The organism is Sphingopyxis panaciterrae (assembly GCF_011762125.1).
In the GTDB taxonomy this organism is placed as follows: domain Bacteria; phylum Pseudomonadota; class Alphaproteobacteria; order Sphingomonadales; family Sphingomonadaceae; genus Sphingopyxis; species Sphingopyxis panaciterrae.
This window is the reverse complement of record NZ_JAASQN010000006.1, coordinates 1-16,908: the sequence shown is the minus strand read 5'-3', so window position 1 is coordinate 16,908 and position 16,908 is coordinate 1. Positions and strand designations below refer to the sequence as shown.

10 protein-coding genes are annotated in these 16,908 nt (G+C 65.2%); 6 read left to right on the top strand and 4 right to left on the bottom strand.

Annotated features, from left to right (window positions below; genetic code table 11):
* Positions 1–100: 100 nt before the first annotated feature.
* The 6 genes from FHR22_RS18125 (at position 101) to FHR22_RS18100 (ending at position 9,808) form a co-directional block, all read left to right on the top strand.
* Positions 101–1,441 carry a dicarboxylate/amino acid:cation symporter gene (locus tag FHR22_RS18125; protein ID WP_341786826.1) on the top strand — a complete coding sequence of 447 codons (1,341 nt, stop codon included), beginning with the start codon at positions 101–103 and terminating at the stop codon, positions 1,439–1,441.
* Between the two features lie 52 nt (positions 1,442–1,493).
* Entirely contained in the window at positions 1,494–4,586 is a 3,093-nt protein-coding gene (locus tag FHR22_RS18120; RefSeq protein WP_208417796.1) for a TonB-dependent receptor domain-containing protein, read from the top strand.
* Position 4,587: 1 nt separating this feature from the next.
* Positions 4,588–5,544, top strand: a complete 957-nt coding sequence (locus FHR22_RS18115; RefSeq protein ID WP_166945106.1) for a DUF4886 domain-containing protein — start codon at positions 4,588–4,590, stop codon at positions 5,542–5,544.
* 43 nt (positions 5,545–5,587) lie between these two features.
* Complete coding sequence (locus FHR22_RS18110; RefSeq protein WP_166945105.1) at positions 5,588–7,468, top strand: ABC-F family ATP-binding cassette domain-containing protein; 1,881 nt, start codon at positions 5,588–5,590, stop codon at positions 7,466–7,468.
* Positions 7,469–8,177: 709 nt separating this feature from the next.
* Complete coding sequence (gene hppD / locus FHR22_RS18105) at positions 8,178–9,266, top strand: 4-hydroxyphenylpyruvate dioxygenase (protein WP_166945104.1); 1,089 nt, start codon at positions 8,178–8,180, stop codon at positions 9,264–9,266.
* Complete coding sequence (locus FHR22_RS18100) at positions 9,263–9,808, top strand: VOC family protein (protein WP_166945103.1); 546 nt, start codon at positions 9,263–9,265, stop codon at positions 9,806–9,808. The genes hppD and FHR22_RS18100 overlap by 4 nt, the downstream gene beginning before the upstream one ends.
* Positions 9,809–9,910: 102 nt before the next feature.
* On the opposite strand, the gene FHR22_RS18095 is transcribed toward FHR22_RS18100, so the two are convergent.
* From FHR22_RS18095 to FHR22_RS18080, 4 genes are all read right to left on the bottom strand, one after another.
* The gene (locus FHR22_RS18095) at positions 9,911–10,591 is read right to left on the bottom strand and encodes a YqaA family protein (RefSeq protein ID WP_166945102.1); all 681 of its coding nucleotides are present in this window, start codon (positions 10,589–10,591) and stop codon (positions 9,911–9,913) included.
* Positions 10,592–10,752: 161 nt separating this feature from the next.
* Positions 10,753–12,345 carry a bifunctional phosphoribosylaminoimidazolecarboxamide formyltransferase/IMP cyclohydrolase gene (gene purH, locus FHR22_RS18090; RefSeq protein ID WP_166945101.1) on the bottom strand — a complete coding sequence of 531 codons (1,593 nt, stop codon included), beginning with the start codon at positions 12,343–12,345 and terminating at the stop codon, positions 10,753–10,755.
* 253 nt (positions 12,346–12,598) lie between these two features.
* Positions 12,599–13,609 carry a phytase gene (locus FHR22_RS18085; RefSeq protein WP_166945100.1) on the bottom strand — a complete coding sequence of 337 codons (1,011 nt, stop codon included), beginning with the start codon at positions 13,607–13,609 and terminating at the stop codon, positions 12,599–12,601.
* Positions 13,609–16,455 carry a TonB-dependent receptor gene (locus tag FHR22_RS18080; protein WP_166945099.1) on the bottom strand — a complete coding sequence of 949 codons (2,847 nt, stop codon included), beginning with the start codon at positions 16,453–16,455 and terminating at the stop codon, positions 13,609–13,611. The genes FHR22_RS18085 and FHR22_RS18080 overlap by 1 nt, the downstream gene beginning before the upstream one ends.
* Positions 16,456–16,908: the final 453 nt, after the last annotated feature.

Below are 16,908 nucleotides of genomic sequence, written 5' to 3'. Positions count from 1 at the left end.
TATATTTTGACCGCTCGCTTAGGCGGCCATATTCTTCCGCAAAAGGCCGGTCGAACGGCCCGATCGCTCGCACCGGCGGGCCGCAGACAGGGAGAGGCCGGTGGCCGCAACGATCGATTTGAGTGCCGACCGCGCGCCTGTGAAAGCCGGGCCATGGTGGTCGCACCTCTATGTCCAGGTGCTGACCGCGATCGCCGCGGGGGTGCTGCTCGGGCATTATTTTCCCGACATCGGCGTCGCGTTCAAACCGCTCGGCGACGGCTTCATCAACCTCGTCAAGATGATCATCGCACCGGTGATCTTCCTGACCGTCGCGACCGGCATCGCGTCGGTCGGCGAAGCGAAGACGCTCGGCCGGCTGACGGTCAAGACCTTCGCCTATTTCCTCTTCTTCTCGACCCTCGCGCTGATCGTCGGGCTGATCGTTGCCAATGTGGTGCAGCCGGGGGCGGGGATGAATATCGACCCGGCGACGCTCGATGCCGGCGCGGTCGTCCAATATCAGGAGAAGGCGCATGAAGCGACGCTGACCGCCTTCCTGCTCGCGATCATCCCGACCACCTTCGTCTCGGCGCTGACCTCGGGGTCGATCCTGCAGTCGCTGTTCGTCGCGATCCTGTTCGGCCTTGCCCTGTCGCACACCGGCGCCGCGGGCGCGCAGGTCCTTGGCATGCTCGAAAAGCTGTCGGTCGTTTTCTTCCGCCTTGTCGCGATGCTGATGCGCTTCGCGCCGATCGGGGCCTTTGGCGCGATGGCGTTCACGATCGGCAAATATGGCGTCGAGTCGCTCGCCAACCTCGGCGCGCTGATCGCGACCTTCTATCTGACCTCGATCTTCTTCGTGGTGGTCGTGCTCGGCGCGATGGCGCGGCTCGCGGGTTTCTCGATCTTCCGCCTCATCGCTTACCTGAAGGCCGAACTGCTGCTCGTGCTCGGCACCTCGTCGTCCGAAGCCGCCTTGCCCAGCCTGATGGAAAAGCTGGAACGGGCGGGCTGCGCCAAGCCGGTCGTCGGCATGGTGGTGCCGACGGGCTACAGCTTCAACCTCGACGGCACCAACATCTACATGACGCTGGCGGCGCTGTTCGTCGCGCAGGCGACCAATGTCGACCTGTCGCTGGGTGACCAGATCGCGCTGCTGCTCGTCGCGATGGTGAGTTCGAAGGGCGCCGCCGGGGTCACCGGCGCCGGGTTCATCACCCTCGCCGCGACCTTGTCGGTCGTGCCGTCGGTGCCCGTCGCGGGACTCGCGCTGATCCTCGGCATCGACCGCTTCATGAGCGAATGCCGCGCGCTCACCAATTTCATCGGCAATGCGCTGGCCGCGATCGTCGTCGCGATGTGGGAAAAATCGCTCGACCGCGACGCGTTCCACCGCGCGCTGAGCGGCGAACCGGCACCGGGGCTCGCGGCGCGCCCGATCGAAACCGACAGCGATTGATGGCGCGACCGGCGGCGCGGAAGTTCAACGATAAAAATTGGGGAGAATGACAATGAAACGCACAATCGGAACCATGTTTCTGGCGAGCACCGCGATCTGCCTTCTCGCGGGCGCACCCGCACAGGCGCAGACCAGCGAAGCCGAACCGGCGGCCGATGCCGCCGCCAGCGACGAACCGCAGCCCGATGGCGAAGCCAGCGGCGATATCGTCGTCGTCGGCACGCGCATCGAAGGCGCGCGGGTGACCGAGGCGCTGCCCGTCGTGGTGGTCGGGCAGGACAGGCTCGACGCGATCGGCGCGGTCAGCGGCGACGAACTGATCCGCAACATCCCCCAGATGGGCGATGTCAGCTTCAACCCCGGCAATAATGCGCAGACCAGCAACGCGGCGCGCGGCGACGTCGGCTCGGTCGACCTCCGCTCGCTGGGCGTCGGCAACACGCTGGTGCTGCTCAACGGCCGCCGCATCGTGACCCACCCCGCCAGCCAGGGGCTGTCGGACACCGGGACGGTGCCGGTGCTGAGCTATAATTCGAACGCGATTCCGACGACCGGGCTCCAGCGGCTCGAAGTGCTGCTCGACGGCGCCGCGGCGCTCTATGGTTCGGACGCCGTCGCCGGGGTCGTCAACACGGTGCTGAAGGACAATTACGACGGCCTGCGTTTCCAGGCGCAATATGGCGGCGCCGAGGGCACCCATTTGCGCGAGTTCCAGGGCAATATCCTGGCGGGCAAGAGCTTCGATCGCGGCAATATCACCGTCTCGTTCGAATATACCGAACGCACCGCGCTGCGCGCCGAGGACCAGGACTATACCGCCTCCGCCGATCTGCGGCCCTTGTTCGCGGGCTATCCGGACTTCGCCGGATCGACCACGCCAGACGGGCGCGCGACGCGCGGACCCTGGCCCGGGCTGCAGGTGCCGGTCACCGGCGGCCGGCCGCGGCTCAATGGCACGAACCTCACCACCGCGGCGGGGGCCTTCACCGTTCGTCCGCCGAGCTTCGGCGGCTGCACCTATGCGCTGACCCCCGACCTCTGTCTCGTGAACACCTCGCTGGCGACGAACAACAGCTTCCGCGACCTGCGCTACGACACCGCCGAGGGTACGACGGTGCGGCCGCAGATCAAACGCTACAACGCCTTTGCCAACGGCCATTACGACCTGACCGATACGCTGACGCTGTTCGGCGAGTTCGGCTATTATTATTCGGACACCGTCCGCATCCAGCCGCCGGTGATCAACCTCAACCAGATCTGGGTTCCGGCGAGCAACTATTATAATCCGTTCGGCGCGGAAACGATCGACGGACAGCCCAACCCGAACCGCATTCCGGGGCTGACCAATGTGCCGGCGGAGGGACTGCCCGTCCTCCTCACCAATTATCGCTTCGTCGATACCGGGCCGCAGAAGGTGCATGTCACCGGCGAACAGATCCGCGCCTTGCTGGGCGTGCGCGGCGAGACGGCGGGCTTCAAATGGGACAGCGCCTTCGTCTATTCGGAAGCGAGCGCGCATGACAGCAGCCTCGCGGTGCGCAGTTCGGCGCTGCAACAGAGCCTCGCGCTGTCGACCCCCGACGCCTATAATCCGTTCAACGGCGGCTGCGCGGCGACGACGACCTTCGGCGACTGCACGCCCAGCTCGCAGGCGGCGATCGATGCGATCACCTTCCAGTTGCAGCGCCGTTCGAAGACGACGCTGACGATGGGTGATTTCCGCGCGTCGCGGTCCGACCTGTTCGCCTTGCCGGGCGGCGATGTCGGCATGGCATTCGGCGTCGAGATCCGGCGCGAGACGCAGCGCGACGACCGCGATGCGGCGGTCGACGGATCGAGCCCCTTCGTCGATGCGGTATCGGGCGCGACGACGATCAGCGACGCCGCCGCGGTCAGCGACAATCCCGACACCTATGGCAAAAGGACGGTCGCCGCGGCCTATGCCGAACTCGCGGTGCCCCTGGTGTCGGAGGAGATGGATATCCCGCTCGTCCGGCGCTTCGATGTTCAGCTTGCCGGCCGCTACGAACATTATAGCGATTTCGGCAGCGTCGCGCGGCCGAAGATCGCGGCCGCGTGGGACGTCATCGACGGGCTGCGTTTCCGCGGTTCCTTCTCGCAGGGCTTTCGCGCCCCGAACCTCGAACAGGTCAATGCGGTCGAATATGCGCGGCTGGCGACCAGCCAGGATTTCCTGCGCTGCGAGGTCGACCTGCGCGCCGGCCGGATCGACAATTTCACCGAATGCGGCAACAATGTCGGCTATTCGCGCCGCGTCTCTGGCAATCCCGACCTGAAACCCGAAAAGAGCACCAACTATAATCTGGGCGCGGTGATCGAGCCCGCCTTCCTGTCGTCCAGCCTCGGGCGCGTCACCTTCACCGTCGATTATTGGTCGATCCGCCAGAAGGGCATCGTCGGCATTCTCGGCAATGATACCGCGGTTGCGCTTGACTATCTGCTGCGCCTGCAGGGATCGTCGAACCCCAATGTCATTCGCGATGCCGCCGATGCCGATGACATCGCCGACTTCGCGGGGACGGGGATCGCACCGGTCGGCCGGATCAACACGGTGCGCGACCAGTTCGTCAACCTGCTGCCGCAGACGGTCCGCGGGCTCGATTTCGGCCTTTACTGGCAGTCGCCGCAAACCGGCGCCGGCAAATTCGACCTCGCGCTCAACGCGACGCGGCTGCTCAAATTCTCGCGCGCGCCGGGCGACGCCGTCGACATGCTCGTCGCCGCGCGCGAGGCCGGCGACATCGACCCCGCGACGCCGCTCCCCGAAACGCAGAATCTGATCGAGGCCAACGGCCGTCCGAAATGGCGCGGCACCGCGTCGCTCACCTGGTCGCTGGGGCAGTTCCAGCTCGGCGCCTTCGCGCGCTATACCGGCGCGGTCGACGAAACCGGCTTCGTCGACGCCGATGGCGATCCGTGGCGGGTGAAGTCGCAGATCACCGCCAACCTTTATGCCCAGATCCGGATCAAGGATACGGGCGGCATCGGCGGCGACATGCGCTGGCGGGTCGGGGTGCGCAACCTCACCGACAAGAAACCGCCGCTGTCGTCGGAAGGCTATCTGGGGGCGCTCTACAACCCCTATGGCCGTTACTGGTACACCTCGGTCACCACGGAGTTCTGATATGAGATACGGGCACGGCATCTGGTTTCTGATCGGCGCTGCCGCGCTCGTCGTCGCACCGGCGGCGGCGGCACAGGAAAGCGCGCCCGCGCAAACCGCCGCCGCCGGGGCGGCTCCATCCGTCCCGGCCGCGCAAGCCGCGCCAAAGACGATCCTGTTCATCGGCAACAGCTTCACGCAGGGCGCGCATTCGGCGGCGCGCAACTGGCGCGCGGGCAGCGTCACCGACCTCAACCATGCGGGCTATGGCGGCGTCCCGGCGCTGTTCAAACTCTTCACCGAACAGGCGGGGCTCGACTATGAAGTCAGCCTCGAAACGCAGGGGGGCAAGTCGCTCGGCTTTCATTATGACGAGCGGCGGGCGCTGTTCGACCGATCGTGGGATATCGTCGTGCTGCAGGAGTATAGCACGCTCGATCGCGAAAAGCCCGGCGATCCCGCCAATTATGTCCGCAATGTCGGCCGGCTGGTTTCGCTCTTCAAGGCGCGCAACCCGGCGGTCGACATCCGGCTTTCGGCCAATTGGACGCGCGCCGACCAGATATATGAATCACAAGGGCGTTGGTCCGGAAAGCCGGTGACGGCGATGGCCGACGACCTCCGCGCCGCGGCCGACCGCGCCCGGACCGCCAATCCGTCGGTGGCGGGGATCGTGCCGGTCGGTCAGGCCTGGAACCGCGCGATGACGACGGGCGTCGCCGACCCCAATCCCTATGACGGGATCGGCTATGGCCAGCTCGACCTGTGGACCTACGATCATTATCACGCCAGCGTCGCCGGCTATTATCTCTCGGCGCTCGTCACCTTCGGCGCCATTACCGGCGTCGATCCCACGACCCTCGGCGCCAAGGAAAAGGGCGCCGACGAACTCGGGCTCTCCGATGCACAGGCCATGGCGTTGCAGCGGGTCGCGCGCGATACGCTGAACGGCGCGGGCGGAGCGCAGGCGCGCCGCTGATCGCACTTGGGCTTCGCGCCGCCGCGTGCTAGGGGCCCGCGCCATGCTGACGATCAATGGCCTTACCGTGCGCCTCGGCGGGCGCACCATCCTCGACCGCGCGACCGCGAGTCTGCCGCCGAAGAGCCGCGTCGGGCTGATCGGCCGCAACGGTGCGGGCAAATCGACCTTGATGAAGGTGATGATCGGCCAGCTCGAAGCCGACGAAGGCGGCATCGAAATGCCGCGCAAGACGCGCGTCGGTTATATCGCGCAGGAAGCGCCCAGCGGCACCGCGACGCCGTTCGACACCGTGCTTGCCGCCGATACCGAACGCGCGGAATTGCTCGAGCAGTCGGAGACGGTGACCGACCCCGACCGGCTCGGCGATATTCATGAGCGGCTGATCGCGATCGACGCCTATACCGCGCCGGCGCGCGCCGCGCGCATCCTGATCGGGCTTGGTTTCGACGAGGAGATGCAGGGCCAGCCGCTCGACAGCTTTTCGGGCGGGTGGAAGATGCGCGTCGCGCTCGCGGCTTTGCTCTTCTCCGAACCCGACCTGCTGCTGCTCGACGAACCGTCGAACCACCTCGACCTCGAGGCGACGCTGTGGCTCGAAAATTTCCTGCGCGCCTATCCGGGCCAGCTGGTGGTGATCAGCCACGAACGCGACCTGCTCAACAATGTCGTCGACCATATCCTGCACCTCGAAGGCGGGAAGGTCGTGCTTTACGCGGGCGGTTACAACGACTTCGAGCGCCAGCGCGCGGAGCGCCTCGCCCAGCTTGCGGCGGCCAAGGCGGCGCAGGATGCGCAGCGCGCCAAGCTGCAGGATTATGTCGCCCGCAACAGCGCGCGCGCCTCGACCGCGAAGCAGGCGCAGTCACGCGCCAAGCAATTGGCGAAAATGCAGCCGATTGCCGCCGTCGCCGAGGACCCGAGCCTGACCTTCGATTTCCCGAGCCCCGACGAACTGAAGCCGCCGCTGATCACGCTCGATCTCGCCAGCGTCGGCTATACGCCGGGCGCGCCGATCCTGACGCGGCTCAACCTGCGCATCGATCCCGACGACCGCATCGCGCTGCTCGGGCGCAACGGCAACGGCAAGACGACGCTCGCGCGGCTGCTCGCGGCACAGCTCACCCCGATGGACGGCGCGATGGCGGCGTCGGGCAAGATGCGCGTCGGCTATTTCACTCAATATCAGGTCGAGGAACTCGACGGCAGCGACACGCCGCTCGGCCATATGACGCGCGTGATGGCGGGCAAGACGCCGGGCGCGGTGCGCGCGCAATTGGGGCGCTTCGGCTTCACCGGCAACAAGGCGACGACCGAGGTCGGCAAGCTGTCGGGCGGCGAGCGCGCGCGGCTCGCGCTCGCGCTGATCACGCGCGATGCCCCGCATTTGCTGATCCTCGACGAACCGACCAACCACCTCGACGTCGATGCGCGCGAGGCGCTGGTGCAGGCGCTCAACGGCTTCGACGGCGCGGTGCTGATCGTCAGCCACGATCGCCACATGCTCGAACTGACCGCCGACCGGCTGGTGCTGGTCGACGACGGTACGGCGCGCGATTTCGACGGCAGCATGGACGATTATGTCGCCTTCATCCTCGGCAAGAGTACGAACGGCGATGCCAAGGGCGCGCCCGCGAAGCCGAAGGACGCCAAATCGGCGCGGCAGGAAGCGGCCAAAGCGCGCGAGGCGCAGGCGGCGCTGCGTAAATCGGCGCAGCAGTTGGAGGCGCAGACAGGCAAGCTGAGCGCGCAGATTTCGGCGATCGATCGCGCGATGTTCGACCCGGCGGGAGCCGACCCGGCGCTGGCGAAGCTGGCGATGGGTGAGCTCAGTCGCCGCCGTGGCAAGCTCGCTGCCGAGCTGGAACAGGCCGAGATGGCGTGGATGGACGCGCTGGAAGCGATCGAGGCGGCGGCCGTCTGAACCTGCTCTCGGGGGAACGGCGCAGATTAGGTCGCGTGGATAAATTCGTGGCTTGTCTAACGTCCGCTTTGGGGTGGGGGAGCGGACGTTGCACCACCCACAGTGTACCCCGGCGAAAGCCGGGGCCCAGGGCGTTGGAAAGCCAAAGTAGCGCCGCTGCGCCCTGGACCCTGGCTTTCGCCGGGGTACACGACAGGAACCGCGACGACCGGCTGCTTCCTGCCCTTTTTACGTCATCCCGGGCTTGACCCGGGATCCCGCTTTTTTGGGCACCAACAGTTTTCGAGGTCAAGCGAGACCCCGGATCTAGCCTGTCCTGAGCCTGTCGAAGGGTCCGGGGTGACGATGATGGAGATGGCAACTCCCGGCCGATAACGAAGATTCGAATTTGTCCCCTCGGGCTCCGACCCTGATGCTCGCTATATCCCAAAAGAATCGCTTTCCTACATTACGCCGCCATGCTCCAAGCTGGCGGATGAACCGCACGCCTTGCTTCCCTGTCTTTCCCTGCGCCGCCCTTTTTGCGGTTGAGGGGGCAAAGAGAAGGGGGATGTGGCGTGACCTTTGTGACCTTCCGAATATTCATGGGCGTCGGCACGGGGATGCCTGGCATCGTCGCTCTGGCGGGGCGGAGGCGCTCGCTGCGGATTGACTCGCCGCAGCTGTTTGGTCATAATAGTTTCAATTGAAACTAGATGGGAATGCGATCATGGCCGACCTTTTCGAAAATCCGCTGGGCCTCGACGGCTTTGAATTCGTCGAATTTTCGGCGCCGGAGAAGGGCATGCTCGAACCGGTGTTCGAGGCGATGGGCTTCACGCTGATCGCGCGCCACCGCTCGAAGGACGTCCAGCTGTGGCGCCAGGGCGGCATCAACCTGATCGCCAATTACGAACCCAGATCGGCCGCCGCCTATTTCGCTGCCGAGCATGGTCCGTCGGCGTGCGGCATGGGCTGGCGCGTCCGCGATGCGGCCAAGGCTTATGAAGTGGCCGTCGCCCGCGGCGCCGAACCCGTCGAGGTCAATCCCGGCCCGATGGAGCTGCGCCTGCCCGCGATCCGCGGCATCGGCGGGTCGATCATCTATCTGATCGACCGCTATGGCGACGACCTCAGCATCTACGACATCGATTTCGTCTATGAAGACGGCGTCGATCGCCATCCGGTGGGCGCGGGCATGCAGTTGATCGATCACCTGACGCACAATGTCTATGGCGGCCGCATGGCGCATTGGGCGGCCTTTTACGAGCGCATCGCGGGCTTCCGCGAAATCCGCTATTTCGACATCAAGGGCGAATATACCGGCCTGACGTCGAAGGCGATGACTGCCCCCGACGGCAAGATCCGCATCCCGCTCAACGAAGAGGGCGCGGGCGGCAAGGGCCAGATCGAGGAATATCTGCGCGCCTATAATGGCGAGGGTATCCAGCATATCGCGTTCAGCTGCGACGATCTCTACGCCGCATGGGACAAGCTCAAGGCGCTCGGCAATCCGTTCGCGCCGGCCCCGCCCGCGACCTATTACGAAATGCTCGAAGAGCGCCTGCCCGGCCATGGCGAGTCGGTCGAGGGCCTCCAGTCGCGCGGTATCCTGCTCGACGGATCGACGCAGGAAGGCGACCCGCGCCTGCTGCTCCAGATTTTCGGCCAGACCGTCATCGGCCCTGTCTTCTTCGAATTCATCCAGCGCAAGAAGGATGAAGGCTTTGGCGAGGGCAATTTCACCGCGCTGTTCAAATCGATGGAAATGGACCAGATTCGCCGTGGAGCGCTGAATGTCGAGGAACCCGCCGAATGACCAGCCCGATCAAATTGGGCGGCGTCCACCACGCCGCCTATCGCTGCAAGGATGCGAAGCAGACGGTCGACTGGTACGAGCGCATGCTCGGCATGACCTACACCACCGCCTTTGCCGAGGATCATGTGCCGTCGACCGGTGAGTATGACCCGTACATGCACGTCTTCCTCGACGCGGGGAACGGCAACATCCTCGCCTTTTTCGAGCTTCCCAATCAGCCCGACATGGGCCGCGACGAGAATACCCCGGCGTGGGTCCAGCATCTCGCGTTCAAGGTCGGCAGCTTCGAAGAACTCGTTGCGGCGAAGGCGCATCTCGAAAGCGAAGGCGTCGACGTGCTCGGCCCGACGCATCATGGCATCTTCAAGTCGATCTATTTCTTCGACCCCAACGGCCACCGCGTCGAACTGGCGTGCGACATCGGCACCGATGAACAATATGCCGAACTGAAGCGCGTCGCGCCGCTGATGCTTGAGGAATGGAGCCGGACCAAGAAGGCGCCGCGCCATGCGGACTGGCTGCACACGGCTGCGAACGAGTAAACACCGTCGCCCCCGCGAAGGCGGGGGCCGCTGGCAGCCTTGCTCTGCGCCGCCGCGTAAACCGACGGCGGCCCCCGCCTTCGCGGGGGCGACGGTTTATTCCTACGCCCGGTCCAGCCCGATGCTCTCGAGCGTCGCGCCGCTGCACTTGTCGGCTTCCTTCGACTTGCCGTCGCCCGACAGCGCGCCGATCGCGACGAAGCCCGCGACCACCGCGACCAGAAACGCGCCGGTGACCCAGATCAGATATTTGTCGATGAACGCCTTGATCGGCGCGCCGAACAGCCGGAACAATATCCCGACGAGCATGAAGGAAAAGGCCCGGCTGGCGAGGCTGGCCCACAGGAAGGTCCAGAAATTCATGTGGATGAAGCCGGCGGTGATCGTCAGCAGCTTGAACGGGATCGGCGTCGCGCCCTTGATCAGGATGATCTCGGCGCCGAATTCGCGCAAATAGCAGGCCGCCGGCGGAAAGGCGTCGGTCAACCCGAGCACCCCGAGCAGCCACAGCCCGACGCTCTCGTACAGGAAATAGCCGATCGTATAGCCGAGCATCCCGCCCGCGACCGACGCGAACGTGCAGATGATCGCATAGCGCACCGCCTTTTTGGGGTTCGCGAGGCACATCAGGCCCAGCAGCGGGTGCGGCGGGATCGGGAAAAAGCTCGCCTCGACGAAGGATACCAGCGCCAGCCAATATTCGGCGTGCGGATGCGCCGATTTCTCCATCGTCCAGTTGTAGAGCCGCTGGATGAAGGACGGCTTGCGGACGATTTCGGTCATGCTGGTCCTTGGTTCCGGGTCAGGATGACCACGGCGCTTCTATGCCGTCGGTGTGAAGCGAAGTCGACAACAAAGCCCGTCGCCCCCGCGAAGGCGGGGGCCGCCGGCAATCTTGCACTATGCCTCCAGCGGCCCCCGCCTTCGCGGGGGCGACGAAAATCTTAGTGCCTAAAATGCCGCATGCCCGTAAACACCATCGCGAGGCCCGCTTCATTCGCCGCCGCGATCACCTCGTCGTCGCGGATCGATCCGCCCGGCTGGATGACGCAGGTCGCGCCCGCCTCGACCGCGGCGAGCAGCCCGTCGGCGAAGGGGAAGAAGGCGTCGCTGGCGACCGCGCTGCCGACGGTGCGGGGCTCGGCCCAGCCGTGCGATTCGGCCGCCTCGCGCGCTTTCACCGCGGCGATGCGCGCGCTGTCGCGGCGGTTCATCTGGCCGGCGCCGATGCCTGCGGTCGAGCCGCCCTTGGCATAGACGATCGCGTTCGACTTCACATGCTTGGCGATCGTCCAGGCGAACAGCGCGTCGGTCAGTTCCTCGTCGGTCGGTGCGCGGTCGGTGACGACCTTCAGGTCGGCGCGCGTGATGCGGCCATTATCGCGGCTCTGCGCGAGCCAGCCGCCGGCGATCGTCTTCATCATGAGCCCGCCGCGTGCCGGATCGGGCAGTTCGCCGGTCAGCAGCAGGCGGAGGTTCTTCTTCTTCGCGAACACCGCGCGCGCGTCGGCATCGGCGTCGGGTGCGCAGACGACTTCGGTGAAGATGCCGCTGATCAGCTCCGCCGTCGCGCCGTCGAGCGGCCGGTTGACTGCGATGATGCCGCCGAACGCCGACACATCGTCGCACTTCAGCGCGGCGTCATACGCCTCGGCGATCGTCGCCGCGGTCGCGACGCCGCACGGGTTGGCGTGCTTGACGATGACGCAGGTCGGATCGGCCTCGCGGAATTCGGCGACCAGCTCAAGCGCCGCGTCGGCGTCGTTGATATTATTGTAGCTCAGTTCCTTGCCCTGCACCTGCTCGGCCTGCGCAATGCCGCGCGCGGCGGGGCCGGCGGGCAGGTAGAGCGCCGCCTGCTGATGCGGGTTCTCGCCATAGCGCAGTTCGGTGGCGAGCTTCGCGGTCAGCGGCAGCGTGTCGGGGAACAGCTTGCCCTGATCGGCAAAGGCGAACCAGCTCGCGATCATCCCGTCATAGGTCGCGGTGTGCGCAAAGGCGGTCGCGGCGAGGCGCTTGCGCAGCGCGAGGGTGGTCGCGCCGCCATTCGTATCCATCTCGGCGATCAGCGCGGCATAATCCTCGGGTTCGGTGACGATGCCGACGAAGGCGTGGTTCTTTGCCGACGAGCGCACCATCGCGGGGCCGCCGATGTCGATATTCTCGATGACTGTATCGCGGTCGGCGCCCGACATCACGGTCTGGAGGAAGGGATAGAGGTTGACGACGACCAGGTCGATCGCGCCGATGCCATGCTCCTCCATCGACGCGACATGCGCCGCATCGTCGCGCACCGCGAGGATGCCGCCATGGACGGTCGGGTGCAGCGTCTTGACGCGGCCGTCCATCATCTCGGGAAAGCCGGTGAGGTCGGAGACGTCGAGGACATTGTGCCCCGCGTCGCGCAGCGCCTTCGCGGTGCCGCCGGTCGACACCAGTTCGACGCCGTGACGGACGAGCGCGGCGGCGAGGTCGACGAGTCCTGCCTTGTCGCTAACGGACAGGAGGGCGCGGCGGACGGGAATCAGGTCGGTCATGGGAAAGGGCGGCCTTTGCAGGATGGGAAAGACGCGGCTCCCCTAGTCGGGTGGCGGCGTTTCGGCAACCTTTGAAGGGTTCACGCGGAGGCGCGGAGACGCGGAGAAGAAAAGAAAGAGATTCGCGCAGAGGCGCAGAGGACGCCGAGAAAAGGAGAATATGGCGGCGAAGCCGACAATCCTCTTTCTCTGCGCCTCCGCGTCTCCGCGTGAACTAGAATCTCTGCGATCTCTGTGCTTCTGCGCGAATCTTCTACAGTCCCAGCGCCACCGCGATCCGGTCCCAGCGCACCAGCTTGAAATTCTGCGCCTTGGGCGCATTGTCGCCGTCCTGCGCCAGGAAAATGCCATCCGGATAGGCGGCGCCGAAATTGCCGGCGACCGCCTCGATCCCGTCGGTCTCGCTTGTCGCGCCGAACTCGCCCGCGGTAACCGCGAAGCGGCCGACATAGTCCAGCGAAGGCAGCTTGAAGACCGCATAGGCGTTGTCGCCCTGGCTCGACGCGAGCAGATAGCGCTGGCCCTTGTGATCGATCGTCGCGAGGCCTTCGACGTCGGCGACGAGGCGCCGGTTGTCGACCGGCGCGACAAGCCGCGCCGCGGCGCCCTTGCCGTCCTGTTTCAACTCCCAGATGCCCGCATCTTCTTCGCCGACATACAGCGTGTCGCCGTCGAAGACGCAGCCTTCGGATTGGGTCGGAATCTTATATTCCCACTGTATTGCGAAGCTCGGCGCGCCGTCGACGGCGAGCGTGCCGACGCGGACCGTGCCGTCCTTGAGGATCAGCGCAGCGGTGAGGGGCTCGCCCGGCGCCGTCTTTCTGAAGCAGAAGCCATAGGCTTCGCCGGTGCCCGCGGCCGCGCGGCCGAGCGCGGTCAGCGACAGCTTGTCGGGATCGAGGCGGAAGACCGCGATGTGGGCGTTGACGCCGTCATTGCGGTCGCTTGCAGCGACGATGTTGCCGATGACGTCGACATTGTTGACGCGTCCGCCCTCGATGAAGGCGCGGTCCTTGCCGGTCAGGTCATAGACGTGGATGCCCGCCTTCTTGTCGGTGGCGATGATCAGCGCGCGGTTCGGGTTGGTGGGATCGACCCAGATCGCCGGATCGTCGGCGGCATCGGCCTTGCCGGTGCCCACCGGATCGGTTTCGCCGCTTGCCGTGACGGGCACGGGCGGCAGGCCGGCGATGACCGGCTTCGCTTCGCCCGCCGTGTGGCCGGCCAGGGCGAGAAGCGGCACGAGGAGCGCGAGGCGGCGCATCAGAACTTTACCCGCGCACCGAACTTCATCGTCCATTTATATTGCTCGAACTGCAGCAGGTTCTGGCGGGCGCCGACATTGTTGTAGGCATAATATTTCGCGTTGTTGATGTTCACCCACTCATAGAAGACCTGCACCTGTTTGGTGACATCATATTTCGCCGACAGGTCGAGCTGGAAATGATTGTCGATGATCCGGTCCTCCGGCGCATCGTCGCCCAGCTCGTCGAGATATTTCGAACGATAGGTACCGGCAAGCCGCAGCGAAACCGGGCCCTTCTCATAGCCCAGCGCCGCGTTGAACGTGTGCTTCGATGCCGACGGCAGGGTGATCTTGCGCAGGTCGGTGATGTCGCCGTCGACCGGCACCTTCCCCGTCGCATCGGTGTAGGTGTAGTTCGCGTTCACCAGCAGCCCGTCGAACGGCGACGGCAGGAAGCGCAGCGCCTGCGTATAGCTGAGTTCGACGCCCCAAATCTTGGCGCTGTCGCCGTTGATCGGGATCGTCGCCTCGTCATAGGCGATGCCCATATATTCGCCCGCGTCTTCCAGGTTCGTGTCGACGATGAAATTCTTCACATCCTTGTAGAAGACCCCGGCCGACAGCGCGCCGTTGTTCGGCAGATAATATTCGACCCCGGCGTCGAAGTTCCACGCCACATAGGGCTTGAGGTCGGGGTTACCGAATTCGCCCTCACGCTCATTGTCGTCATTCTGCTCGATCGTGAAACGCGGTGCGAGCTTCGACAGTTTCGGGCGGACGAGGCTCTTGTAGCCCGCGGCGCGCAGCACGAGGTTCTGCTGCGGTTCCCAGCGGACGGTCAGGCTCGGCAGCCAGTCGCCATAGCTGCGCTTGAACTGGTTCGGTACGCTGAGGACGGTATCCTTCTTGGCCTCCGACCCGTCGGGCAGTTCGCCGCCTTTCTCGACCAAGGTCACGGTGTTGGCGCGAATATCGTTTTTCGTATGCTCGTAGCGCACGCCGCCGATGACGCGGAGCGTCGCGCTGTCCCAGCGGCCGAGCAGGTAGCCGGCCATGACGTCCTCGCTCACCGAATAATCCTCGACGGTCGAATCGAACAGCGAGTCGAGTTCGTTGAGTTCGAAAATGTCGCGGTTGGCATTGAAGAAGCGGCGCACGCCCTTCTTGTCCAGCACCGGCGAGATGTCGGTGATGCGATAGGTCTGGTTGCCGACCAGATCGGCCATCGTCAGATCGTCATTCTCCCAATATTGGGTTTCGAGATTATAGCGCTTGTCGCGCCAGCGGCCCTTGGCGCCCGCCTGTACGGTGAAGCTGCCGCCGTTCATCGCGAACTCGCGGCCGAGGTCGAGCCTGGCGCCCCATTCCTCGTCCTGCGAAGCCGACAGCCCGGTGACCTGCACGCTGTCGAGTTCATATTGCGACGGGTCGGCGAAATCGGCGATCGCACCGGCGCTGCCGCCGACCGTATAGCGCGGCCGCCGCGGATCGGCGAAGTCGAGCCCGAGGTTCAGGCCCTCGTCCTCGAACTTGCGTTCGAAATTGGCGGGGTCGATCGAGCCGTTCTCGCGTTCGGTCGACTTGGCGTAGCTGACCGAATATTTGGCCTGCCAGCCATTGCTCTCGGTTTCGCCGCCCAGCACGATGCTGCGGATGCGCTGACGCTCGAACCGGTCCTTGAGCGAGCGCTGGATCGACAGTTCGCCATCGGCATCGCTGTAGACGAGATCGGCGCCGCTGCCCGTCACTTCGCCCGCATCCTCGAGCTTGAAGCTCGTCTCGCGGCGATATTCCTGGTCGTCGAACTGGCTGTAGATGCCGCGCGCATAAAGCTTCGTCGACGAACCGACGCGGAAGTCGAGGTTCAGGTTCGCCGACAGGCGCTTCCGCTCGACGTCATAATCGCGATAGTTGAGCTCCTCGGTCGTGACCTGGCCGTCGTCGTTCACGTCCCAGCCGTCGGCCTCGACATTGTCGGTTTCGAACTTGCGCTGATAATAGGAAATGCCGCCCGAGATGCCGACATTGTCCGACAGGCGCTGCGCGAAATCGATGCTGCCCTTGGGGGTCAGCTTTTCCGAATGTTCATTGTAACTGCCCTCGACCTTCGCGGTCAGCAGGTTCTTGCGGCGCTCGAAGGCGCTGGTGGTGTGAATCTCGATCGACGCGCCGATGGTGTCGGCGTCCATGTCGGGGGTCAGCGATTTCTTGACCTCGATCGATTCGATGCTGTCGCTCGAAATCACGTCGAGCGCGACCGAACGGACGTCGCTTTCGGGCGCGGGCAGGCGCACGCCGTTGACCGAGGTCGCGTTGAGTTCGGGGTCGAGCCCGCGGACCGAAACGAAACGGCCTTCGCCCTGGTCGTTCAGGATGTTGACGCCGGGCAGGCGGCGCAGCGATTCGGCGACATTCTGGTCGGGGAACTGGCCGACCGCGTCGCGGGTCAGCACGCTCTCGATGCCGTCGGCGGCCTTCTGGCGCGACAGCGCGCTGGCCTGCGTCGCCGACTGGCCGATGACGAGAATGGTGTCGTCGGTGCCCAGGATGACCTTTGCCGTCACATTGCCGCTTTCGGGGACGGTGATCGTCTGGGTCCGCGGTTCGGCGCCGACATAGCGTGCTTCGAGCGTGTAGGTGCCCGCGGGCACGTCGGCGAAGCGGAAGCTGCCGTCGCGATCGGCTTCGGCGACGCGGCCGAGTTCGACGATGCGCAGCTGTGCGCCCTGCAGCGCGCGCGTGTCGCTGGCGTCGGTGACCGAACCGGTAAGGTCGCCGGCAAAGGCCGGCGCGGGAAGCGCGGCGGCGAGCGAAAGGCAGGTGCCGAGCAGGATGCGCGAACGAACGGTACGAAGCTGATGCATGATATCCCCCGAGGAGCGTGGAAATTCACCGGGGCCTGTTGGCTCCCGGCGAGTCGAGGGGGCCTTTGACAGCGCCGTATGACCGCTGTGTTACGCAGATGTCACACAAGTGAAACAGATGGTAAGCGGTGTCGGGCAAGCTCGCGCAATCGGCCGGAACTCGGCGTCGGGGAAAATTCGGGAGGCTCGATATTTTGCACCGTCATGGAGGAGACGGCCGCTTTCGGCAGATTGCTGTCCTATCCATCACCGTCACCCCGGACTTGATCCGGGGTCCCGCTTGACCTCGAAAACTGCTGGTGCCCCAAAAAAGCGGGATCCAGGGTCAAGCCCGGGACGACGAGGGAGAGAGCGAAAGCGGCCGATTGCGGACGTTCTTCTCCCCTCCCTTTTAGGGAGGGGCTGGGGGTGGGTAGCCGCCGAAGGCGGCGCTCTTCCTCTTGCTCGCTGCGC